Source organism: Rathayibacter sp. AY1E3 (assembly GCF_002932235.1).
GTDB lineage: Bacteria > Actinomycetota > Actinomycetes > Actinomycetales > Microbacteriaceae > Rathayibacter.
Genome location: NZ_PSVN01000013.1, coordinates 40,766 through 62,887 on the forward strand (window position 1 = coordinate 40,766; position 22,122 = coordinate 62,887).

Here is a 22,122-nt window from a genome sequence, read left to right on the forward strand (position 1 = left end):
TGATGAGGGAGCGCACCGTGGCGCTTCGAGGCGGTGAGCGTTGTGCCCCGCCCCGTCGATGAGCTCCTGGCGGCGCTGTACGAGAGTCACGGCCCGGCCTTGCGGCGCTTCGTGCAGAACCTCACTCGGAACGCGGCGCTGACGGAGGACGTCGTGCAGGAGACGATGGTCCGGGCCTGGCAGCGCCCGCAGGTCCTCGAACGCGACGCCGACGCCGCTCGCGCGTGGCTGTTCACCGTCGCCCGCAACCTCGTCATCGACGACGCCCGATCCGCTCGGAGCCGACGCGAGGTGCCGGCGAAGGACGAGGACGGCGGCGGCGCCGTCCCCGATCGCACCGACGCGGTCCTGGACAGCATCCTGGTCGCCGACGCTCTCGCATCGCTGTCGGTGGAGCATCGTCAGATCGTGGTGGACGCGTACTTCCTCGGACACACCGTCCCCGAGATCGCCCGCCGGCACTCCATCCCCGAGGGAACAGCGAAATCTCGATTGCACTACGGACTGCGCGGACTGCGACTGGCTCTGCAGGAAAGGGGCGTCACCCGATGAACGACCACCACGGAAGCTCTGCGACGGAGGACGAGTACCGCGACTGGGACGCGTCCTACGTCCTCGGCGCTCTCCCCGCAGATCAGCGACTCGAGTACGAGCAGCACCTCAGCGGCTGCGCGGCCTGCCGCGCGGCCGTGGCAGAGCTGGCAGGACTGCCCGGCATCGTCGGCCGCCTCTCCGTCGAGGACGCTCTCGCCATCAGCGCATCGGACGACGGCGAGGAGGCGCCGCCGTCGATGGTGACGCTGCCCGCCATCGCCCACCGTGTCCGGACGCGCCGACGTCGGCGCCGGCTGGTGACGTCCCTCGCCGTCGCGGCCGCCGTCACCGCCTCCGTCTTCGGAGGTGTCGCTCTCGGCACGGGCATCGCGGGCGCTCCCGTGGCGAGCGAGGCGACCCTCGAACCGATGGACCCGATGGCGGCCGATCCCGCTCTCGCTGCGGACATCCAGGTCGAGGGGAAGCCGTGGGGCACCCGGCTGGAGTGGAGCTGCACCTACAGTGGTGATGCGCCCGCCGACGCGGAGTACGAACTCGTGATCACCCGCACAGACGGCAGCACGATCACCGTCGCCACCTGGACGGCGGCCGGGCGGCGCGCCGTCGACCTGGCGGCGTCCACGGGCGTCGCCCGGTCGGAGATCACCGGCGTCGACATCAGGGTCCGCGGCACGAACTCCCCCCTCGTCCGCACCGACACCTGAGACACCGCCCACCCGCAGGAGACACCGACACTGCCCGCGGTGCCGCGGGCACCGGACAGGAGCAGACCATGAGCACCGAGACCACGCCGCTGCACATCACCCGCGAGGGCCCGAGAAGCTTCATCGGCCGCAACGCGCGAGGAGCCGAGGTCCGCATCGGCGGGTCGGACGCCGACGGCGTGTTCTCGCCCGGCGAGCTGCTGCACCTCGCCCTCGCCGCCTGCGGCATGCTCTCCTCGGACCACATCCTCGCCAGCCGGCTCGGAGCCGACTTCGAAGCGACCACCGACATCACCGCGACCAAGCCCGAGGGCGAGGACCGCTACGACTCGATCGCCGCCGTGATCCGCGCCGACCTGTCGGCGCTCGATCCCGAGCGGATCGCCTCACTGTCCGAGCGCACCCACCGGGCGGTCGACCGCCAGTGCACCGTCGGCCACACGCTCGAGCACGGCGCGGCGTACACCGTCGACGTCGTGGACGACCAGGCCGTTCCCGTCAGCGGTTCGAGGACGGGGGCCGTCTGAGATCAACACCTCATCGGTCACGGCGACCGGTGACGACCGAGACGCGGACGTCTCCCTTCAGTGCCGTCCGTCTGCGACTCGCCGACCGGATCCGAGACGATTCGCGAGGCGGAGCGCGTTCACGGAGCGGAGGTGCTGGTCGGCGCGGTGACGCCCGTTGGCCGGTGAGGGGTGCGGTGCCGCGAGGACGGGGACGACACGGGGATCATCGTGCAGGGTCAGATAGCGCATGACCCCGTCGAGCGCCACGGTCCCGTAGGTGACGACGGCTTCGAGCGCGGGCAGCAGCTCCAGCAGCTCACCGAGCGCGAGCCGGCCCTGCTCGATGTCCGCGGGGCGGACGCGGCCAGGGATCTCCCACGGGATGAGGTTCCACCGGACGTAGTGGTCGCGGGAGAGTCCGGACTCGATGCGGGCCGCCCGGAACGCGGCGGCGGTGGGCCCGAGGTTGTCTTCGCTGCAGACGGCAGCGGATCCCGCGGCGATCGTCCGAGGGCCGGGTGACTGCATCAGCACCAGGACGCGACTGGCGGTGCCGCCGGAGCGGGGATCGAAGCCCGGAACGAAGCGTCCGGTCGCGTCCGCGGTACTCCGCCAGGTCTCGGCGAGGGCGTTCAGGGTTCGGACATCCACGATGCTCCTCGATCCCGGTCAGGCCGGCCGCGGTGGTGCGAGCAGGGTGCCGCGGATCACGGAACCGTGGAACGTGCGGGCGGCGACGATGATCCACGCGGCGACCAGGCCGACGTAGTAGAGCACGGCGAGGCCGGCGACGACCGTGAGACCGGAGTGCAGGGCGAGGCCGTTCAGTCCGGTGACGCAGGTGCCGACGGGGAACGTGAACGACCACCACGTCAGACTGAACGGCAGGTGCTCCTTCGCGGTGCGGAGGGTGATCGCGAGGGCGATGACGGTCCAGAGCAGCGCGAAGCCGAGCATCGCGAAGCCGTACACCAGAGCCACGACCAGCAGCGCACGCGCCATGCCGGCGTCCACGACGGTGGGCGCGTTCGAGGCGAGCAGATTCACAGCGGTGATCGACTGTCCGACCGGACCGAGGACGATCCACAGCGTCGGCACCATCCCCGCCGCTCCTACCTTGTGCTGCGCGAGCCGGTTCCAGATCAGGGTGATCACCACCAGCGACGCGACCAGGCTGAGGCCGAAGAAGCCGTAGCAGGACCACAGGAGCGTCTCCCGCGCTTGCCCGGCGGGCGCGTACGGCAGCAGCAATGCGCCGGTGGAAGCGGACACCATCGGCGGAACGATCGGCATCAGCCAGCCGCCGAACGCCGAATCGGGCTTGTTCTCATGCCGGGTGAACGCGAGGTAGGGCACCAGGACCGCCGTCACCAGCCCGCCGAGAGTCCCCGCGGTCCAGAGCACCCAGTCGATGGTGACAGCGGCCGGCAGGCCGATCCAGTCCTTGCCGAGGAGGAGGGTTCCCGCGCCGACGGTGAGGAACGCCATGGGAGGCGCGCCGTAGAAGTGCGAGAGGACCGGATTCAGGTGGTGCCTCATCGCTGTAGCGCGGTAGCGGACCCAGTGCAGCCCGGTCGCGACCGTCAGCGCGACGAGCAGCATCGCGGCGATCGCCCAGACGACGGTGGCCCCGGTACGGAGTCCGGGGAACTGGAGTGGCAGGGACGCGGCGGCGACCGCGACGATGCCGGTGCCCATGATCGACGCGAACCAGTTCGGCGTCAGGTTCGACACGATCAGTCCCGGATGCTCCAGCTCCCGGAACAAGCGCCTCGACCGCGGAGGATGCCCGATCGAGGAAGATGCGCGGGCGGGGGAGAAAGTTGTCATGACTCCAGCCTGAGCATCGCCGTCACCAGCCGATACAGCGATCGTGTTGGCGGGGCACAATGAGTGCTTGTGGCGACGCGGCGATTGACGGACCGGATCCTGGATCTCGACACGCTGGAGGTGCTCGAACGCATCGCCGAGGCGGGCTCGCTCTCCCGCGCTGCCGAAGCCCTCGGCGTCACCCAGCAGGCCGTCTCGGCGCGTCTGCGGGTAGCGGAGCGCGCCATCGGGCAGCCGCTCGTGCGCCGCTCTCCGATCGGGTCCCTGATGACCGACGCGGGCCGGCTCGTGCTCGAGCTGGCCGGCCCGGTCCTCGAGGCGTCCCGCCGCCTCGAGGCGGGCGCGGCGGCACTGCGACAGCCGACCGGCTCACTGGTTCTCGCGGCGTCGCAGACCATCGCCGAACTGCTGCTCCCACGCTGGCTCCTCGAATTCCGACAGCGCACACCCGAGGTGAGTGTGCAGCTGATCGCCGGCAATTCAGCCACGGTCACAGAGCTCGTGCGATCCGGTGCCGCGCAGCTCGGATTCGTCGAGACACCGGCGTCCACGGCCACGCTCTCCTCTGACGTGGTCGCGGAGGACGAACTCGCTGTCGTCGTGGCACCGGACCACCCCTGGGCACGCGCGGCGAGTATCGGCGCCGAGGAGTTGGCCGGGACCGCACTGCTGACGCGAGAGGAAGGCTCCGGCACCCGGACGACCCTCGAAGCATGGCTCCACGACGCCGGGCTCGCACTCACGACTCCCGCCGCGATCCTGGAGACGACGGCGATCATCCGAGCGAACGCCCGCGCCGGCATCGCGCCCGCCGTCATGAGCATCCTCACCGTCGAAACAGATCTCGCCGCGCGCTCACTGATACGAGTGCCCCTCCGCGGACCAGCACTCGTGCGACCCCTCCGCGCCATCTGGTCCGATCGCATCGGGTCGTCCGCGGCGGCGTTCCTGGAGATCGCACACGAGTTGCGCTGACCGGTGCACGGCTCGTCGCTACGCCGATCACGCCAGCGGCCGTGTCTGCTCGAGCTACAGCGATCTGGTCGATCTGCCCACGGCGGCGCGGACGTCATGTCGCGGTGATGGCGAAGAGCCCGGCGATGCCGACGGTGTAGAGCGCGAGCACGATCAACGAGTCGATTCCCATGCCGGCGATGCGGCGGGTGGGTCGGAAGATCAGTCCGACGATGTAGACGAGGGTGAGCAGGGCGGCGAGAGCGGTGAGGTAGATGTCGGACGAGTTCGCCTGCGGGAGGACTGCGGTGCCGGAGAGGACGGTGGCGACGAGGAACAGGACGGGGAGGAAGGCGTTGCCGCCGAAGATGTCGCTGATGGCGAGGTTGTCGTCGCCCTGCTTGATGGCTTGCAGCCCGGTCGAGATCTCGGGGAGGGAGGTGGCGAGAGCGAGCACGGTGGCTCCGAACAGCACCCCGGAGAGACCGAGCTGCGAGGATGCTGCGTCACCGGCGCGCTCGAGCACGACACCGGCGAGGAGGGTCGCCGCGGCGGAGATCGTGAACACGATGGTCGCCTTGCGTGTGCTCATCGGGTGCGTCTTCTTCTTCGAGGGGGATGCTGTCGCGTCGGGGGCCCGCCCGTCCTCGTGCCAGGGGAGGTGCTTGCCGGAGCGTTGCACGAGCAGCAGCCCGACGACCCAGAGGCCGGCGATGAGGACGACGTCCGGGGTCAGGCGCAGCACTTCAAGTCCGGAGGGCAGCTGGCTGCCGGCGATGACGACGGCGAGCACCGCGACGACCACGAGCCCCTCGAGCACGAGTGTGAGGGACGCGGCACGGTAGGTGAGCGGCTTCGCACCCTTTCCGCGCTTGCCGAACAGGTCGAGGACGACGAGGACCACGGTCTGCAGTGCGATGCCGCCGAGGATGTTGCCGACCGCGACGTCCAGGTTCCCGGAGAGCGCGGCGGACACGGTGATCGCGATCTCCGGCAGGTTCGTCGCGACGGCGAGAACGATCAGACCGCCCAGCGCACTCCCCAGGTGCAGACGCGCATCCAGAACGTCCGTGGCCTTCGACAACTGGATGCCGGCGACCCACACCACTGCGGCGGCGGCGAGAAAGATGACGACGAGAACAACGAAGGGCAGACCATCCATGCAGTGAGTGAACCGCGCCGACGACGATTCGCGACCCCCTTGCGCCTGAGCTGCTTCTCACCGCCTCGCGCGCGGTGGTCTCCGTGGTGATCGGTTCGACCGCGTGCCATCCTCGACGACACCCCGATCGTCGGGTCGAGCGTGATCCCGCCGTTCGTTCCCGAGGCGCGCTTCGTCAGTAGCAGCCGATTCGGGTACGCCGCAGCGTCCGCACGTGTACGCGCGGGCAGCTGGCGGGGACCGGACCCTTGGGAAGGGGCCGGTGTCGCCCGCAGTGCATCTGCGACACTCCACTGGCTCCAGATCCTGCGATCCTCGAGCGGCTTGACCGGATCGTCGGTGACCGTGTCCCGTGGCAGACGCATCAGATGGCCGGTGACGTTGCACACGCTCTGGCGACGCTCGCGGACCGTGTCGATGCGGTCATGATCATTGTCGGCACGAAGGAGCCGTCTCTGCGTCGCACCGTGCAGGAGGTCTTCTCCGGTGCCGTCGGCGCCCGTCTCGCTCACCGTCAGCACCGGCCGGCCCTCATGATCCCCCTCGCCCCGGTCGATGATTCGGAGCCGCTGCCCTGGTCCTGACCGAGGTGCGGGCGTAGGCTGACGACAGTGGTGATGGATCCCGCCCGAGCGTGAGCTCGAACTGCCGCCGAGGCTGATGGTTCCTACCTTCTCGATCAGAGACCAGGTAGGTGACCCATGCCCGCGCATCCCCCGCTCGTCCTCGTGCGCCACGGTGAGAGCACCGGCAACGCCGACGGTCTCTTCTGCGGCGTCCTCGACGTCCCCCTCACCGACCACGGACGTGACGAAGCGCGACAGGCCGCGACGCTACTGAGGGACGCATCGATCGACCCCGATCTGATCCTCACGTCGACCCTGCAGCGCTCCACCGAATCGGCCCGGATCATCGCCGGCGCCCTTCCAGGGCGGCCGCGGATCGTCGCGGCCCAGTGGCGGCTGAATGAGCGCAACTACGGAGCGCTCACCGGCCTGTCCACAAGCGCCGTCGGAGCCCGGTACGGGGCCGACGCTTTCCTGGAGTGGCGTCGGTCGATGGACGTCCGCCCGCCTGCTCTGTCCGCCGCCGCCTTCGTGCAGCTGCACAGGTCCGCGGCGTTCCGTGGGCAGCCGGCCGAGGCGATGACGGAGACGGAGTCGTTGCGCGACGTCGTCCACCGACTGCAGCCGCTCCTCGAGGAGCGCATCCTGCCCGCCCTCCAGGAGGGCGAGACGGTGCTCATCGTCGGGCACGGCAACTCCCTGCGCGCGCTGCGGGCCCTTCTCGAGGACCTCGGCGATGCCGCGGTCCGCGATCTGAACATCCCGACGGGTCAGCCGTACCTGTACGACACCGGGCCGTCCGGAACACCGATCTCGAGGAGCGGACGCTACCTCGACCCCGCAAGAGCCGACCGGGCGGCGATCACGCTCGCCCACGAAGGAGGAACCTGATGAACGCCTACATCAGCCACACCCGCACCAGCATCCACGGGACGGGCGAGTACGTCACCCACCCCGCCGGACACCCGCTGGTCATCACCGACGTCGCCGCACGGCAGATCCTCGACTCCCGCGGCTTCCCGACCGTCGCTGTCACCCTGCGTCTGGACGACGACACCGTCCTGGACGCCTCCGCCCCCGCGGGCGCCTCGACGGGCGCGTTCGAAGCGGTCGAGCTGCGCGACGGCGGCCCCGCGTTCGGCGGACGCGGAGTCCGCTCCGCTGTCGCGGCCGTCGACGGCGAGATCCGCGCCCTCCTGCTCGATCACTCCTGGACTTCGCTTCGCGAGATCGACGAAGCGCTGCGAGCACTGGATGGAACCGCGAACCTCGCCCGCCTCGGAGCGAACTCCGTCGTCGCCGTCTCCATCGCGGCCGCCCGCGCCTTCGCCGCGCGCACCGGCCTGCCCCTGCACCGGTGGATCGCCGATCACACCGGGGCGACCGCCTCCCTGCCCGTCCCGCACTTCAACGTCATCAACGGTGGCGCGCACGCCGCGAACGGCCTCGACTTCCAAGAGTTCATGATCGCCCCCGTCTCCGCCGGCACCGAGGAGGAGGCCGTGCAGGTCGGCGCCGAGATCTATCACGCCCTCGCCGCCCGCGTCCGCACCGCCTACGGCACCTCCGGGCTCGGCGACGAGGGCGGCTTCGCGCCCCCCATCGACCGGCCCGAAGACGCCCTGGACCTCCTCGTCGCAGCGATCACCGACGCCGGATACCAGCCCGGCACCGGTGACATCGCGATCGCGATGGATCCCGCCGCGAACGGCTTCTTCTACGGCGACGGCCACTACACCGTCGCCGGCACCGATCTCGGCCGCGACGCACTCGCCCGCTACTACGAGAAGCTGATCGCCGACTACCCGATCCGCAGCATCGAGGACGGCTTCGCCGAGGACGACCACGAGGGCTGGGCCCTCCTCGCCCACGCCATCAGCGACCGGGTGCAGCTCGTGGGAGACGACCTCTACGTCACCGACGCCGACCGCATCCGCGACGGAGCCCGCAACGGCTACTCCAACGCCGCACTCATCAAGCCCAATCAGATCGGCACCATCACCGGCACCCTCGACGCGATCGCGGCCGCGGACGACGCCGGCATGCGCTGCATGGTCTCCCACCGCTCCGGCGAGACCCTCGACACCTTCATCGCCGACCTCTCGGTGGGAACCGGAGTCGGGCAGATCAAATCCGGCGCCCCCGCGCGCGGCGAGAGGGTCGCGAAGTACAACCGCCTCGTCGACATCGAACACCTCGACCCCACGCTGCACTACGGTCTCACCCACTGACCCGCCCCCTCCCGAAAGGTCCCACTCCCCGTGACTGATGACCGCCACCGTCACCGCCCCCCGGACCCCGACCCCGAGCTGCCGGTCGACAGCGACCTCGACGTCGACGACGCCCCCGACGGGACGCCACGACCCGTGCACCTGCGTCCGCGATACCTCCTCCTCGTCGCCGCCGGCGGCACGGTCGGGACCGGGGCGCGGGAGGGCCTGACCCTCGCGTTCCCCGCCGATCCCGCCTTCGACACCGTCGTCTTCGCCATCAACATCGTCGGCGCGCTCCTGCTCGGCGTACTCCTGGAGAGCCTCGCCAGAGCCGGCAGCGACGAGGGCCGACGCCGCACCGCACGGCTGCTGCTCGGTACCGGAGCGCTCGGAGGCTTCACCACCTACAGCACCCTCGCCACCGACACCGCCCACCTGCTCACCACAGGACACCCCGCACCCGCCGCCCTCTACGCGCTCGGCACCGTCCTGCTCGGTGCCCTCGCGTCCTGGACCGGAGTCGCCCTCGCCGCAGCACTCCACCGGCGACGCACGCAGAGGAAGGTGCCGGCATGACACCCGCACTGTTCCTCGCGCTCTCCCTCGCCGGTGGAATCGGAGCCGCAACACGGCTCCTCCTCGACGGGCTCATCAAAGCCCGCACCGGCGGCGCCTACCCCTGGGGCACCACCGTCATCAACGTCACCGGATCACTCCTCCTCGGCCTGATCACCGGCCTCGCCCTCGCAGGCATCGCCCCCGAGCCGTGGCGACTCGTCCTCGGCACCGGCTTCCTCGGCGGCTACACCACCTTCTCCACCGCCAGCCTCGAAACCGTCCGTCTCCTCGCCGAAGGACGCCAACTCGCCTCCGCCATCAACGCCCTCGGCACGCTCCTCCTCAGCGTCATCGCCGCAGCAACAGGACTCTGGCTCGGAGGCGCGCGATGAGCATCATCGATGCACCCTCACCGGCAGTGGTGGTCGGTCTTGCCGGCGTCGATTCCGGCCCGGAGTCGGGGCACGCAGGGTCCTTCCGTTCAGCGGGTGCGGTGCGCCGTGAACGACCTCGCCGGCATGTCATCACGGGGCGATCTGGTCGCGTCTCTCCATGAGCGGTCCTGCCGTTGCGGGGTCCCGGGCGGCTCATCACGGCATGCCATCAGGCGGCTGAAGGCGGTCAGCCGTACCCGGGACCCCTGGCGCGTTCCGGAGCCGACAACTGCCCCGAATCCACGGAGACAACGGTGAGGAAGGCGGTCGGACTCCGGGGGAGCGACGCCGACCGGGACGCGGAGCGGCGTCAGCTGTGACGCCGGCCCGGTGGACCTCACCGGGTCGGCGCCCGCGCGCTCAGCGGTGCGCGGGTCGGAGCCCCAGCAGGGTGTCGATGATCACGAAGGCCGCGAGGCTCGCCCCCAGGAGCGGGAGGAACAGCCCGACCGCGGCGGCGACGACCAGGACGGACGCGACTCCCCACCACGGCGCGCGCCGGAGAGCTCCCCGGGCCGGCGGGGTGCCGACGAGCCGTCGGGGGCCGCGGGTGGGGCGGCGCTTCCACCACATCAGGTACCCGAGCACGACCATCGTGGCGATGCCGGCCGCGGTGACGAACAGCAGCAGCTGGTTGGGCAGCCCGAACATCGAGCCCATGTGCGTGTCGATGCCCCAGCGGGAGAGCTTGGCGACGAGGCCGAAGTCGGCGAAGTCGACCCGGTCGACGACCTGCATCGTGCTCCCGTCGACCGCGACGCCGTCGACCTCGGTCGGGAAGCTGCGCTGGATCTCCTGCACGACCCAGGCCGAGCCCTCCGCCGCGGGCGGCCGGATCTCGACCAGTCCCGTGTTCACGTTGACCTCGCGGGCGACCGAGAGCACCGAGTCGTAGGCGGCCGACGAGTAGCCCGCCGTCGACTCGACGGCGTCGCCGGTGGCCGCGCCGTGTCCGGCGTGTCCGGCGTGTCCGGCGTGCTCGTCGGCCACCTCGCCGGTCCGGTCGCCGAGCGTCGTCCCCAGCGAGGGTGTGGTCCAGCCGACTGCGGAGCGGAGGGTCTCGAAGTTCCCGCCTCCGTACAGCGACCAGGTGATGCCGGTGGTCGAGAGGAACAGGGCGCCGACGAGCAGCCAGACGCCGGTGGAGGCGTGCCAGGAGAACAGGCGCTTGTAGCCGGTGGTCCTCGGCGCGGGGCGCAGCAGGTCCCTCTGCACGCGGGCTCGGCGGAGGCGGATGATCCAGAGGCCCAGGCCGGCGAGGGCGACGACCCCCAGCCAGGAGGCGGCGAGCTCGCTGTAGTAGCGGCCCACGTCCCCGAGGTGCAGCGTCCGGTGCAGGTCGCTGATCCAGGTCCGCAACGGCAGGGCGCCGCTGGTGCCGTAGGCGGTGAGGTCGCCGCGGACGGCGGCGGTGGCCGGGTCGATGAAGACCGCGCGGGTCTCGCTGGCGCCGAGCGCCGGGTCCGCGTACATCACCCGGGTGGTGTCGCCGGGGTTCGGGGCGGGGCGGACGGCGACGATGCTCTGCCCGCCTCCGGTGTACGCGTCGGCGGCGTCGATCTGGTCGGCCAGGGGCAGGTAGGTGTCCGCTTCGGGGGCGTGCAGCTCCTGCGCGTAGACGACCTGCTCGAGCTGCGGGGTGAGTGCGTAGAGCGCTCCGCTGGTCGCGGCGACGAGGATGAACGGCCCGACGAACAGGGCGGCGGAGAAGTGCAGGCGGAGCAGCAGCTGTCCGAGCCAGCCTCCGCTGCTTCTGCGCGGCGGGGGCGGGGTGTCGGCGGAGTCGCGGGGTCTCGTGGCGGTGGTGGCCATGCTTCTGGTCCTTCGGTGCTGTGGCGGGTGCCGGTGAGGGTCAGAGGAGGGTGTCGCCGATGTAGCCGCCCTCGACGCAGCCCGGCGGGATCGCGAAGACGGCGGAGCCGATCGGCGTCGTCCACTCGTTGAGCAGGTCCAGCTCGTCCAGGCGCTTCTGGATCGGCACGAACTGCGCGGTGACGTCGGCCTGGTACGCCGCGAAGATCAGCCCGCAGTTCGAGATGTCCTCGCCCGTGGGGGTGTCGTCGTAGTTGTAGGCGCGGCGGTGGAAGCGCTCGGCGGTGTTCTCCGAGCGGGCGCGCCTCATGTGCGAGAACTCCGGGATCACCGGGAAGCCGATGGCCGTCGTCGCCTCGAAGTCGGGCTCGTCGGCCTCCGCCGTCCCGGTGAGGGGCGCGCCGTTCGCGAGGGTCCGGGGAGGAGACGGGTCGGTCAGACGCCGCGGGGACCTCCGGGGAGGTCCTCGCCGCGGCTCGCGTCGATGATCAGGAGGCGGGCTGCAGAGGGGGGCCGCGCCGCAGCGCCGCCTGGGGGAAGACGCCCGAGGCGAGGGGGAGCACGTCGCGCAGCTCGAAGGAGGAGCGTCGCGCGGGTCGAGGAGCGGCCACCGGAGTCGGCAGGACCCGCACCAGGCGGGTGACGAGGTGGCTCGTCGTCGCGGCGACCCGGACGAGGAGGGACTCGCCGCGGTGGAGCGCCCCGGTCGTCGCGACGGCGGCGACGAGGTGCGCCGCCCACATCGAGGAGCCGGTCATCCCGCTGTGCGTCATCGCCGCGCTGACGTCGATCATGGCACCGTGGTGCGCGTGCAGGGTCGGCGCATCGACCGGCCCCGCGAAGGTCCCGATCGTGAAGAGCGTGTGGAACAGGAACTGGCTGACTCCCACCGAGACCGCCAGGCGGACCAGGGAGAGCCTGCGCCCGGCGAGCGCCACGCACACCAGGACCGACAGGACGAGCGGCATCGCGACACCGAGCGGACCCGGGATCTGGCCGCCGCCGGCCACGTGCGAGAACAGTGCGACGAGCGTCGCCACCGTCGCCGCGACGACGCCCCGGAGGGTGCGCAGCGGGCGCGACGACGACATCTCCCCAGTGTCGCAGACGCCTCCTTCCCGCGGAGGACCGCTCCCGGGCGAGAGGGGCGGCCGGCCGACGGTTCCTCTCAGCGGGCCGCGGAGGCTCCGGGGCGTCACTTCTCGGGCCGGACCACCAGCCCGACGCCGCCGCCGCGCCGCACCGGTTCGGCGACCGCGGTCATCCGGCCGGAGGGGTCGACCTCGATGGCGGCCACCGCCCCGATCTGCGCGGCCGAGGTGAAGGTGTCGCCCGAGGGGACCAGCTGCTGGCCGAAGGGAGCGAGGTCGTCGGCGTACGCCTCGATGAACTCGGGCTCGGCGGAGGTCGTCGCGCCGTTGCGCTGGGAGGCGCGGGGCGCTGCCACCGCCTCGGGGAGCGTCATGCCGAGGTCGATGCGGTTGACCAGCGTCTGCAGGACCGTCGTGATGATCGTCGATCCGCCCGGCGAGCCGACGACGAACCGCACGTCCCCGCCGTCGAGCACGATCGTCGGCGACATCGACGAGCGCGGGCGCTTGCCCGGCTCGATCCGGTTCGGGTCCCCGTCGACGAAGGTGGGGGAGAAGTCGGTCATCTCGTTGTTGAGGAGGAAGCCGCGGCCGGGGACGGTCATCGCCGAGCCGCCGGTCTGCTCGATCGTCAGCGTGTAGGAGGCGGCGTTGCCCCACTTGTCGACGACCGAGAGGTGGGTCGTGGAGATGTTCTCGGTGTCCGACTCCTCCACGGCGGGGGCGGTCGCGCATCCGGAGCCGTCGAGAGCGCCGGGCGCGACCGGGCGGACGGAGGCGGTCGCCGGGTCGATCGTGCAGTCCCGCGAGTCCGCGAACTCCTGGCTGAGGAGCGTCTCGGTGGGCACGTCGACGAAGGCCGGGTCGCCGACGTAGGCGCCGCGGTCGGCGAAGGCGCGGGCGGACGCCTCGAGGTAGAGGTGCAGGGCGCTGCCCGTGTCCTCGGCCGCGAGGTCGTGGTTCTCGAGGATGTTGAGGGCCTCGCCGACCGCGATCCCGCCGGAGGAGGAGGGCGCCATCCCGTAGACGTCGAGTCCGCGGTAGGAGACGCGGGTCGGCGCCTGCTCGGCGACCGAGTACGCCGCGAGGTCGGCGGCGGTCATCGTGCCGGCCGGGGCGGGGAGGTCCGACCCCTCGGCGATCCGCGGGTTCTGGACCGTGTCGGCGATCTCGGCGGCCAGCGCGCCCTCGTAGAACGCGTCCGGCCCGTGGACGGCGATGGAGGTCAGCGTCTTCGCGAGGTCGAGGTTGCGGAAGGTGCTGCCCACCTTCGGCGCGTCCCCACCGGGGAGGAAGAGCTCGGCCGTGTCGGGGAACGCCTGGAACCGCTCGAGGTTGTCGAGCGTCTGGTTGCGGAAGGTCTCGTCCACCCGGAAGCCCTTCGCCGCGAGCGCGATCGAGGGCGCCAGCACGACGGGGAGCGGCAGGGTGCCGAAGCGGTCGACCGCGGTGTCCCAGGTCGCCACCGTGCCGGGCACGCCGACCGCGACGCCGGAGGAGACGAGGTCCGGGGTGAACGGGTACGGGGCTCCGGTCGCGGGGTCGAGGAACGCGTCCGAGGTGATGCCGGCCGGCGCTGTCTCGCGTCCGTCGATGGTGCTGACCTCGCCGGAGGCCTTGTCGAAGTAGACGAAGTACCCGCCTCCGCCGATGCCGGCGCTGTAGGGCTCGCTCACGCCGAGGGCCGCGGCCGTGGCGACCGCGGCGTCAGCTGCGTTGCCGCCGCGCTTCAGCACCTCCATGCCCACGCGGCTCGCGTTCGCGTCGACGCTCGAGACCGCTCCGCCGTAGCCCACCTGCGTCGAGGGCGAGATGAGGGGTCCGCCGAGGAAGTCGCGGATCTTCTCGGGCGTGAGCCCGCTGTCCTTCAGGTATCCGGAGACGGGCCTGTCGAGAGCGGACGCCGGTGCGGCACCCGCCACTCCCACTGCGACGACCGCGACCAGCGCGATCGCGATCCTGCGGAGCACGGGTGTCGTGGCCATGGCGTTCCTCCATCGGAACTCTGTGGTGCGCGGTCGGCGATGCGGGTCCCCCCAACCTAGGGGCGGGATGGGGGTGCGGGGTAGGGGGTGTGCGGCGGGCTCCACGATCGGTAGGCCTGCCGTTGCCGCGTGCCGGACCGGATCGTGGAGGTGCCCCTGATCGGGGCCGCAGTCTCGATCCGTCCGGCAGCCCCTCTTGACAGGCGAGCGAAGTAAGTGTTCGATCAGTCACATGCCTTCCCCCTCCTCCCGCTCCACCGCCGAGGCACAGCGCGAGCGGATCACCGCGGCGGCGCTCCACGTCTTCGCGCGCACCGGCTACGCCGCGACTCCGATCACCGAGGTCGCGGCCGAGGCCGGCGTCTCGCCCGCCTACGTCTTCCGCCTGTTCCCGGGCAAGCTCGGCGTCTTCGTCGCCGCGGTCGACCGCTGCTACGAGCAGGTGGCGTCCACGCTCGCGGCGGCGGGGGAGGCCTCGCCCTCCTCGGACCCGGCCGACCGGCTCGAGGCGATGACCGTCGCCTACATCGACCTGATCGCCGACCGCGACCTGATCATGCTGCAGTCGCAGGCGCAGAGCGCGTGCGACGTCCCCGAGATCCGCGAGGCGGTGCGCCGCGGGATCTCCGCGGTCGTCCGGACGGTCACCGTCGTCTCCGGAGCCGACGGCCCGGCCGTGCAGCGCTTCGTCGCCTACGGGCAGCTCTGCCACCTGATCGTGCAGACCGACCTCGGCGGCGTCGACTCCGAGTGGGCCCGCATCGTCTCCGACGGCATCCGGCACCGCGACTGAGTCCGCGGTCCTTCCCTCTCCCTCCTCTTCTTCGCCACCTTTTTTCATGCCCGCCATTGTGACTGTCCAATCACTCACCTACGACCTCAGGAGCCCCTCATGTCCACCACCCTTCCCCGCACCACCACCCGCGTCGTCCTCCCCGGGATCGTCGAGCCGTCCGGACTGCTCCTCGAGCAGGCACCGGTCGAGCCGCCCGCGGCCGGCGAGCTGCTCGTCGCCGTCGAGGCCACCGGCATCTCGTTCGCCGAGCAGTCGATGCGCCGCGGCCGCTACTTCGCTCAGCCGCCGTTCCCCTTCACGCCCGGCTACGACCTCGTCGGCCGGGTCCTCGCGGTCGGCCCCGGCGGCGACGCGTCGTTCGAGGGCCGCCGCGTCGCCGCGCTCACCAAGACCGGCGGCTGGACCGGGCACGCCCGTGTCGCCGCCCGCGACTGCGTTCTCGTCCCCGACGCGGTCGCGTCGGAGGACGCCGAGGCCGTCGTGGTCAACGGAGTGACGGCGTGGCAGATGCTGCACCGCGCGGCCCGGGTCTCCCGCGGCGACACGATCCTCCTGTTCGGCGCGAACGGCGGAGTCGGCGGCCTCGTGCACCGCCTTGCACGCCTCGAGGGGATCCGCGTGATCGGCGCCGCCTCGCCCCGCCACCATGAGACCCTCCGAGCGGCCGGAGTGGAGCCCGTCGACTACGCCGATCCCGACCTCGCCGCCCGCGTGCGCGAGCTCGCTCCCGGCGGAGTGCAGGCCGTGTTCGACAACGTCGGCGGAGCGACGACCCGGCTGGCGTGGTCGCTGCTCGCGCCCGGCGGCACCCTCGTCGCGTACGCGATCGTCAGCGCGAGCACCGGGAGTATCTGGCCCCCCTTCCTCCGCCAGCTCGCGCGGATCCAGGCCTACCAGCTCGCCCCCAACGGCCGGCGCGCGGTCTTCTACGACCTCTGGGCGGGCCACTCGCTGCGCCCCGCGCGCTTCCGTGCGCGGCTCGAGGAGGACCTCGGACGCGTGCTCGGACTCCTCGCCGACGGCTCGCTGACGGCCAACATCGCCGCCCGCTTCCCGCTCACGGGGATCGTCGAGGCGATGGAGCTCGCCGAGTCCCGGACCCTCGACGGCAAGGTGATCCTGCTGCCGTGAGGGCGGTGCGCCCGGGTGGAGGCTGATTCCGGCGCGGAGGCGCCCGGGCGGCGAGCGGAGGAGAATGGCGCGGTGGACACGGGACTGGTCGAGGTGCTGAAGGCGCTGGGCAACCCCGCGCGGCTGCAGATCATGGAGTGGCTCCGCTCTCCCGAGGCGTCGTTCAGCGAGTTCGAGCCGATCGCCGACCGCGCCGAGTTCGGGGTCTGCGTCACCCATCTCGCCGCGAAGAGCGGTCTCGCGCAATCGACCATCTCGTCGTACATGGGATCCCTGGAGCGCGCGGGCCTCGTCCGCTCGACGCGCGTCGGGAAGTACACCCACTACCGGAGGAGCGACGCCGACGTCGACGGGCTCCTGAAGCGGCTCGGAGCCTCGATCTAGCGACGTATCGCGAATCGTCGATATGATCGGCGGCATGACCGATGCTTCCGAGGCCGCTCCCGCTCGCCGCGCTCTGCTCGTCCACGCCCATCCCGAGGAGCGGTCCTTCTCCTCGGCGCAGGCGGACGCGGTCCTCGAGCAGCTGAGGGCCGACGGCATGGAGGTGCGCCGGCTCGACCTGTACGCCGAGGGCCGGGACCCGGTGCTGCACCGCGACCAGTTCGCGTCCGGCTCCGGCTACTTCAAGCCGCAGGCGCAGCAGATGACCGCGGTCCTCGAGAAGACGCTCGGGGAGCCCGTCGCGAGCGATCTCGACGAGCTGCTGCAGGCGGATCTCCTGGTGCTCTCGTTCCCCCTGTGGTGGTTCTCGATGCCGGCGATCATGAAGGGCTGGATCGACCGCGTCTTCGTGATGGGCGCGACGTTCGGAGGCGAGCACGGCGTCTTCGCCGAGGGCGGCCTGCGCGGCAGGAGCGCGATGCTCCTGCTGACGACGGGCGGCGGCGAAGCGGCCTTCGCGCCCGGCGCCGCCGACGGCTACGGCGACCTGCAGTCGTTCCTCTTCCACATCCATCGCGGGATGCTCGAGTTCGTCGGGTACGACGTCCTGCCCCCGGTGGTCACCTACGGTCCCGCCCGCCTCGCCTCGGCCGGACGCGAGGAGGCCCTGCAACGGGCTCGCGCGCAGGCGTCCGCATCGACGGCCCGGCTGCGCGGCGCCTAGCGTTCGCCGCTGCGCCTCCCGGCCGCCCTCAGTCCCGCGACCGGCTCGCGTGCGCGCGGGCCTTCATCCGGTTGCCGCACGTCGCCATCGAGCACCACTTGGCGGTGCCGGGGCGGCTGCGGTCGAGGAGGAAGAGGTTGCACTCGTCGTTCGCGCAGGCGCGGAGCCGCCCGGGGAACCGGGCGTTCACAGCGGACCAGGCGAGGACCGATTCCACCGCGAGTCGATCCGGTTCGGGAGCGCTCAGCTCCCACACGACGCCCTCATCGGTGACGCGCGGGGTGCGCACGGCGTGCGCGACCAGGTCCGCGAGCTCCGCGACGGCCGCGGGCGCGCCCGAGCGCACGACGGCCTGGAGCGCGTCGCGGGCGCGGCGCAGCCGCTCGAGCTCGTCCTCGGTGCCGGCTCCGCCCCACCGCCGGGCGAGCCCGCGACCGGACGCGTCGCCGAGGTCGTCCGTCGGCCGTCCGTCCACCACCGGCGCGCTGTTCAGCACCGCCAGGAGCAGCTCCTCGTCCCGATCCATCGTTCCCCGTCCTCCCGCGCCGTGCGGCCCGTTCGATCCATGCTAGCGTCCGGCTAACCAGTAAATCTGATTTGAAGGGTTAGCCATGGTCGTCGTCCATCACCGCACCGTGTCCGTCGACGGACTCGACGTCTTCTGGCGGGAGGCCGGGCCCGTCGACGCGCCCGTCCTCCTGCTGCTGCACGGGTACCCGAGCAGCTCGCACATGTTCCGCCACCTCCTCCCCGCCCTCGCCGGCCACTACCGCGTCATCGCCCCCGACCACATCGGCTTCGGACGCTCGTCCGCGCCCTCCGTCGACGACTTCGACTACACGTTCGCCGCCCTGACCGCGGTGGCCGGCCGCTTCCTCGAGACCATCGGGGTGACCCGGTACACGATCTACGTGCAGGACTACGGCGCCCCCGTCGGCTGGCGCCTCGCCCTCGCCGATCCGTCCGCGGTCGTCGCCGTGATCTCGCAGAACGGCAACGCCTACGAGGAGGGCTTCGTGCCCGGCTTCTGGGACCCGATCTGGGCCGACGCCGCCGAGCGGACCGACGAGACGCGCGACGCCCTCCGGCCGGCTCTCGGCCGGGAGGCCGTCGAGTGGCAGTACACCCACGGTGTCCCCGACTCCAGCACCGTCGACCCGGACGCCTGGGAGCACGACCTCGCGCTCCTCGCCCGCCCCGGCCAGGACGACGTGCAGCTGGCCCTCTTCCGCGACTACGCCACCAACCGCGCCCTGTACCCCGCCGTGCAGGCGTGGATCCGCGAGTCCGGAGTGCCCGTCCTCGCCGTCTGGGGCCGGAACGACGAGATCTTCGCCCCCGCCGGCGCCCAGGCGTTCCTCCGCGACGCCCCCCACGCGCGCATCGAGCTCGTCGACGGCGGGCACTTCCTGCTCGAGTCCCACCTCGACCGCGTCGTCAGCGCGATCACGGACTGGCTCGGCCGCGAGTGACGGTCCCGTGAGCCGGGCGGGTCCGCTGATTCGGCCTCGCGGGAGCGGCCACGGATGCCTGCTCCTGCTGCCGGCAACCGCGCCGACGTCGGCGCAGCGGGGTCGTGATCCCGACCCGCTGCGCCCGACGAGGCCCTCCTGCCCGGCGCTCCTCAGCGGCTGAGGAGGGCGACGAGGTCGGTCGCGATGCGGTGCTCGACGTCGGCCGGGACGGGCTGCACGGCGGCGTCGAGGTCCGCGGTGACGACAGCGGCGAGGCTCCGTGCCTGCAGGGTCAGGCCGAGGTCCATCGCCTGGATCGGGTTGCCGCCGGCCGCGGTGAGGTTGATCATCCGGCCGTTCTCGAGGCGGACGATCCGCTTGCCGTTCTTCAGGCTGATGCCCTGCCGGCGCTGTCCGTCGGCGAACTCGGTGGTCGACTCCGTGGCGGCCGCGAGGGCGTCCTCGTCGATCTCCCACGGGAAGTGGCCGACGCCGGCGATCACGGCGCCGTCGGCGAACGCGTCGATCTCCGCCGCGCCGATGACGCCGGGTGCTCCGGTAGCGGTGAAGACGAACTGCGCGTCCGAGAGGACGTCGGCGACGGGTCCGACGCGGTGGCCGCGGAGGATCGCCTGCAGCGAGCGGATCGGGTCGACGTCGGCGACGGAGACCCGCGCTCCGAGCTGCGCGAGGGTGTCGGCGACTCCGCGTCCGCACGGGCCGTAGCCGATGACCGCGGCGCGGGTGCCCGGGATCATGAGGTTCGTGGCGTTCATGAAGCCCTGGACGACGCTCTGGCCGACCCCGTACTCGTTCTCGACGATCAGCTTGAGGGGGGAGTCGTTGATGACGACGACCGGTCGCGGGAGGGTCGCGCTGTTCTCCCGCAGGCGGATGCCGCCGGTGGTGGTCTCCTCGGTGCCGCCGAGGTAGTGGTCCGGGACGCCCGAATCGATCAGGCGGAGGGTGAGGTCGGCGCCGTTGTCGAGGGTGAGATCGGGATCGTGCTCGAGCACCTCCTCGATGTTGCGGAGGTGCTCCGCCTCGCCGTCGCTCTGCTTCGTGTGGACGTGCACGCCGAGGGCGCGGAGGTCGTCGGCGACGTCGTCCTTCGTGGTTCCGGGCGAGCCCGTCAGAGCGATGTCCATTCCGGCCTCGACGAGGAGCGACACGAGGGCGGCGGTCTTGGGCTCGACGTGGAGGCAGATCGCGAGCTTCCTCCCGGAGAGCACCGGAGCGAGCTCCCGGACGGCCTGCGCGGTGAGGGGCATGTGGTCGAGAGCCCAGCGGCTCGCCGGGTGGGAGAGGGAGGAGGTCATGGCGGGTCCTGTCTGAGTGGGTACGTGGGGCGTCGAGTGGGGGCGTCGTGTCGTCGGCGGCGCGGGAGTCGCGTCAGGGCGCTCGGTCCCCGGCGGGCTGCCGCCGCGCCCGGCGTCCCGCGTGCGTCGAGCGCGCGGTCCTGCACGCGACGTCCTGAGGAGGCCGATCGCCGGGGAAGGCCGCGAGGCCTCGCGCGGGGCTGATCTCCGTGCGACGGAGCCTGAGGTGCATCTCCTCACGCTGGGCCGAGGTCGGCACGGCGCGGATCGTCATCGGTGAGGACACCAGCCCAGTCTGTCGACCCGGACGCGCCCTCGCTCGGATGATCGTGCTCGGCGGCGGCACCTCGGGTGGGGCCGACCTGTCGTCAGCCGGCGTCCGGCGCGGATCGACAGGCGCGCCGAGTCCGCTCACCCACCGGTGACTGGACGAGGGGCGTCGAAGAAGAGAGAGGACACGAGAGGATCGCGCGAAGCCGGAACAACGCGAAGGCTGGGTCGCGAGCGCGGCCCGACGATGCGCCACCGCTACCCTGACGCCATGCGCCGCAGCCTCGACGACCCTCTTCGGAACCGCGTCCGCACCGGCACTCCGTCCGTCGCGTCCGTCTGATGGAGCGGCGACGGGCGGACCGCTCGGAGCCGGTTCGCGAGTTCCGGCCCTCGAGGGCCCGGCAGAGGAACGAGTCGCGACGGCTGAGGCCCGTCGCCGTCCTTCCCGCGCTGGTCCTGCTGGCGGGGAGCGGCTGGGGCGTCGTGATCGCCGACGACCGCCGTGCGGCGCTGGCCGTCTACCTCGGGCTGTTCGGCTTCGCCACCGTGGTGGCTCTGGTGATCGTCGGAGTGCTGGCGCTCCGCAACCGGCGGTTCCTCGCCACCGCGTCGCTCCGGATCTCGGACCGGGCGATCGAGTGCACGGACGCTCGAGGCAGGGTCGTGACCTTCGAGCGCGCCGACCCGTCGGTGAAGGCGCTGCTCGCGTGGGTGCCCGCCGGCCCCAACAGTGAGGGGATCAATCTCCCCCCGTCGCTGATCCTGTTCCTGTCGGACGGGAGCCGGTCGCTGCGGCTCCGCGGGGCGGACTGGGAGATCGAGGATCTGCGGGCCGTCGTCGCCGCCGTGACGACGCCGCTCTTGCCGGCGGCGCGTGGCGTGCACACCGGTGGCCGGAGCGTGTGGGCGCGCCTGACCGGAGCCGCTCGTCGGCAGGAGATCGAGGCGCCGCCCGCCGCGGAGAAGACGCTCAGCCCCTCCGAGATCAACGAGCTGATCCCCGGCACGATGAGCTTCCGCGAGACCCGTCCGCTGACGTTCGCCCTCCTGATCGGGTTCGGCTCGGTGGCTCTCGTGCTGGGCCTCGTCGTCGGCATCGCCTTCGTGGTGGTGCCCGGGTAGCGGAGGAATTCGGCGCCGTGCCGGGGACCGCTGGGCGGGAGACGCGGGCGACGGGCCCACGCTCCCGACCGGCGACCTCTCCGGGGCGATCCTGCCCGCGCCCTAGGCTCCACGCATGACACTCACCCAGGACTCCGGTTGGATCTGGTTCGGACTCGCGATCGTCACCGCCGGTCTGGCCGAGCAGAAGGGCCGCTCGCGCTGGCGCTGGTTCGTGCTGGGGCTGCTGCTCGGGCCGATCGCGACGGCCCTCGTCGTGCTGTGGGCGCGACCGGAGGGCGGAGTGGCGACGGACGTGCGCTGGAACTTCGCGATCGGCGCCGGCGTCGCCGCGGCGGCGCTCGTCCTCGTCGCCGTGACCTCGGCCCTCTGGCTGCTGCTCATCCCTGCGGCGATCGCGGCGCTCGCCGCCGGTCTGCTCGCCTGGCTGAGCCGCCGCGTCCCCTACGAGGACCTGCCCCGCTGACGACCGCTAGAGGCTGGTCGAGCATCGGAACTCGAGATCTCGCGGCCCGAGGCGGCAGGCGCGTCACTCCTCGGACAGGG

24 protein-coding genes, 1 pseudogene and 1 riboswitch are annotated in these 22,122 nt (G+C 71.8%); of the genes and pseudogenes, 16 read left to right on the forward strand and 9 right to left on the reverse strand.

All coding sequences use genetic code 11. The annotated features are described in order from the left end of the window. Positions 1-42 precede the first annotated feature (42 nt). The 3 genes from C5C53_RS11775 (at position 43) to C5C53_RS11785 (ending at position 1,786) form a co-directional block, all read left to right on the forward strand. Complete coding sequence (locus tag C5C53_RS11775) at positions 43-552, forward strand: sigma-70 family RNA polymerase sigma factor (protein ID WP_056865923.1); 510 nt, start codon at positions 43-45, stop codon at positions 550-552. Beyond that, on the forward strand, positions 549-1,259 hold the full coding sequence (locus tag C5C53_RS11780; RefSeq protein WP_104267623.1) for an anti-sigma factor: 711 nt from the start codon (positions 549-551) through the stop codon (positions 1,257-1,259). The genes C5C53_RS11775 and C5C53_RS11780 overlap by 4 nt, the downstream gene beginning before the upstream one ends. Positions 1,260-1,327: 68 nt before the next feature. Beyond that, on the forward strand, positions 1,328-1,786 hold the full coding sequence (locus C5C53_RS11785) for an OsmC family protein (protein WP_104263392.1): 459 nt from the start codon (positions 1,328-1,330) through the stop codon (positions 1,784-1,786). 57 nt (positions 1,787-1,843) lie between these two features. On the opposite strand, the gene C5C53_RS11790 is transcribed toward C5C53_RS11785, so the two are convergent. Both C5C53_RS11790 and C5C53_RS11795 read right to left on the reverse strand, forming a co-directional pair. Beyond that, a complete protein-coding gene (locus tag C5C53_RS11790; RefSeq protein WP_258075418.1) occupies positions 1,844-2,419 on the reverse strand; it encodes a uracil-DNA glycosylase family protein in 576 nt (191 codons plus the stop codon). Positions 2,420-2,437: 18 nt separating this feature from the next. Then, positions 2,438-3,502, reverse strand: a complete 1,065-nt coding sequence (locus tag C5C53_RS11795) for a TDT family transporter (RefSeq protein WP_258069483.1) — start codon at positions 3,500-3,502, stop codon at positions 2,438-2,440. A gap of 180 nt (positions 3,503-3,682) precedes the next feature. On the opposite strand from C5C53_RS11795, the gene C5C53_RS11800 reads away from it, so the two are divergent. Next, positions 3,683-4,573, forward strand: coding sequence for a LysR family transcriptional regulator (locus C5C53_RS11800; RefSeq protein WP_258065988.1), 891 nt, complete (start codon positions 3,683-3,685; stop codon positions 4,571-4,573). 94 nt (positions 4,574-4,667) lie between these two features. Here the strand turns inward: C5C53_RS11800 and C5C53_RS11805 are convergent, their stop codons facing one another. After that, entirely contained in the window at positions 4,668-5,714 is a 1,047-nt protein-coding gene (locus C5C53_RS11805) for a sodium:calcium antiporter (RefSeq protein ID WP_104267626.1), read from the reverse strand. 425 nt (positions 5,715-6,139) lie between these two features. Between C5C53_RS11805 and C5C53_RS11810 the strand changes: the two genes are divergently transcribed. The 5 genes from C5C53_RS11810 to crcB all read left to right on the forward strand — a co-directional run bounded on the left by C5C53_RS11810 (position 6,140) and on the right by crcB (position 9,443). Beyond that, positions 6,140-6,298 carry a hypothetical protein gene (locus C5C53_RS11810; protein ID WP_181027259.1) on the forward strand — a complete coding sequence of 53 codons (159 nt, stop codon included), beginning with the start codon at positions 6,140-6,142 and terminating at the stop codon, positions 6,296-6,298. 20 nt (positions 6,299-6,318) lie between these two features. Continuing rightward, positions 6,319-6,391: riboswitch (Fluoride riboswitch) on the forward strand. Between the two features lie 24 nt (positions 6,392-6,415). Beyond that, positions 6,416-7,171 (forward strand): 2,3-diphosphoglycerate-dependent phosphoglycerate mutase, encoded by a 756-nt coding sequence (locus C5C53_RS11815; RefSeq protein WP_104267627.1) that lies wholly within the window; start codon positions 6,416-6,418, stop codon positions 7,169-7,171. Further along, positions 7,171-8,511, forward strand: coding sequence for a phosphopyruvate hydratase (eno, locus tag C5C53_RS11820; protein ID WP_104267628.1), 1,341 nt, complete (start codon positions 7,171-7,173; stop codon positions 8,509-8,511). The genes C5C53_RS11815 and eno overlap by 1 nt, the downstream gene beginning before the upstream one ends. 30 nt (positions 8,512-8,541) lie before the next feature. After that, positions 8,542-9,069: a CrcB family protein gene (locus tag C5C53_RS11825; protein ID WP_258062373.1), complete on the forward strand. Its 528-nt coding sequence runs from the start codon at positions 8,542-8,544 to the stop codon at positions 9,067-9,069. Beyond that, entirely contained in the window at positions 9,066-9,443 is a 378-nt protein-coding gene (gene crcB / locus C5C53_RS11830; RefSeq protein WP_104224798.1) for a fluoride efflux transporter CrcB, read from the forward strand. Before C5C53_RS11825 ends, crcB begins: the two co-directional genes overlap by 4 nt. 402 nt (positions 9,444-9,845) lie before the next feature. On the opposite strand, the gene C5C53_RS11835 is transcribed toward crcB, so the two are convergent. The 4 genes and pseudogenes from C5C53_RS11835 to ggt form a co-directional block, all read right to left on the reverse strand. After that, positions 9,846-11,297: a PepSY domain-containing protein gene (locus C5C53_RS11835; RefSeq protein WP_104267629.1), complete on the reverse strand. Its 1,452-nt coding sequence runs from the start codon at positions 11,295-11,297 to the stop codon at positions 9,846-9,848. Between the two features lie 40 nt (positions 11,298-11,337). Next, a pseudogene (locus tag C5C53_RS11840) lies at positions 11,338-11,718 on the reverse strand (Dyp-type peroxidase); the annotation flags it as partial. A 67-nt stretch (positions 11,719-11,785) separates the two neighbouring features. Beyond that, the gene (locus C5C53_RS11845; protein ID WP_104267630.1) at positions 11,786-12,388 is read right to left on the reverse strand and encodes a hypothetical protein; all 603 of its coding nucleotides are present in this window, start codon (positions 12,386-12,388) and stop codon (positions 11,786-11,788) included. Positions 12,389-12,492: 104 nt separating this feature from the next. After that, a complete protein-coding gene (gene ggt / locus C5C53_RS11850) occupies positions 12,493-14,373 on the reverse strand; it encodes a gamma-glutamyltransferase (protein WP_104267631.1) in 1,881 nt (626 codons plus the stop codon). A 232-nt stretch (positions 14,374-14,605) separates the two neighbouring features. Here ggt and C5C53_RS11855 point away from each other — a divergent pair, with 232 nt between their 5' ends. The 4 genes from C5C53_RS11855 (at position 14,606) to C5C53_RS11870 (ending at position 17,408) form a co-directional block, all read left to right on the forward strand. Continuing rightward, a complete protein-coding gene (locus C5C53_RS11855) occupies positions 14,606-15,166 on the forward strand; it encodes a TetR/AcrR family transcriptional regulator (RefSeq protein ID WP_104255770.1) in 561 nt (186 codons plus the stop codon). A gap of 99 nt (positions 15,167-15,265) precedes the next feature. Next, positions 15,266-16,300 carry a medium chain dehydrogenase/reductase family protein gene (locus C5C53_RS11860; RefSeq protein ID WP_104267632.1) on the forward strand — a complete coding sequence of 345 codons (1,035 nt, stop codon included), beginning with the start codon at positions 15,266-15,268 and terminating at the stop codon, positions 16,298-16,300. 72 nt (positions 16,301-16,372) lie between these two features. Beyond that, positions 16,373-16,684 carry a helix-turn-helix transcriptional regulator gene (locus C5C53_RS11865; RefSeq protein WP_219812482.1) on the forward strand — a complete coding sequence of 104 codons (312 nt, stop codon included), beginning with the start codon at positions 16,373-16,375 and terminating at the stop codon, positions 16,682-16,684. Between the two features lie 34 nt (positions 16,685-16,718). Further along, entirely contained in the window at positions 16,719-17,408 is a 690-nt protein-coding gene (locus C5C53_RS11870) for an NAD(P)H-dependent oxidoreductase (RefSeq protein ID WP_104267660.1), read from the forward strand. A 28-nt stretch (positions 17,409-17,436) separates the two neighbouring features. Here the strand turns inward: C5C53_RS11870 and C5C53_RS11875 are convergent, their stop codons facing one another. Then, complete coding sequence (locus tag C5C53_RS11875) at positions 17,437-17,934, reverse strand: CGNR zinc finger domain-containing protein (protein ID WP_104267633.1); 498 nt, start codon at positions 17,932-17,934, stop codon at positions 17,437-17,439. An 85-nt stretch (positions 17,935-18,019) separates the two neighbouring features. Here C5C53_RS11875 and C5C53_RS11880 point away from each other — a divergent pair, with 85 nt between their 5' ends. Beyond that, positions 18,020-18,880, forward strand: a complete 861-nt coding sequence (locus tag C5C53_RS11880; RefSeq protein WP_104267634.1) for an alpha/beta fold hydrolase — start codon at positions 18,020-18,022, stop codon at positions 18,878-18,880. A gap of 152 nt (positions 18,881-19,032) precedes the next feature. On the opposite strand, the gene C5C53_RS11885 is transcribed toward C5C53_RS11880, so the two are convergent. Next, positions 19,033-20,181: an adenosylhomocysteinase gene (locus C5C53_RS11885; protein WP_104267635.1), complete on the reverse strand. Its 1,149-nt coding sequence runs from the start codon at positions 20,179-20,181 to the stop codon at positions 19,033-19,035. A gap of 612 nt (positions 20,182-20,793) precedes the next feature. Here C5C53_RS11885 and C5C53_RS11890 point away from each other — a divergent pair. Continuing rightward, positions 20,794-21,576: a hypothetical protein gene (locus C5C53_RS11890; RefSeq protein ID WP_146084672.1), complete on the forward strand. Its 783-nt coding sequence runs from the start codon at positions 20,794-20,796 to the stop codon at positions 21,574-21,576. A 115-nt stretch (positions 21,577-21,691) separates the two neighbouring features. Beyond that, positions 21,692-22,042: a hypothetical protein gene (locus C5C53_RS11895; protein WP_104224914.1), complete on the forward strand. Its 351-nt coding sequence runs from the start codon at positions 21,692-21,694 to the stop codon at positions 22,040-22,042. The last annotated feature ends 80 nt before the right edge of the window (positions 22,043-22,122 follow it).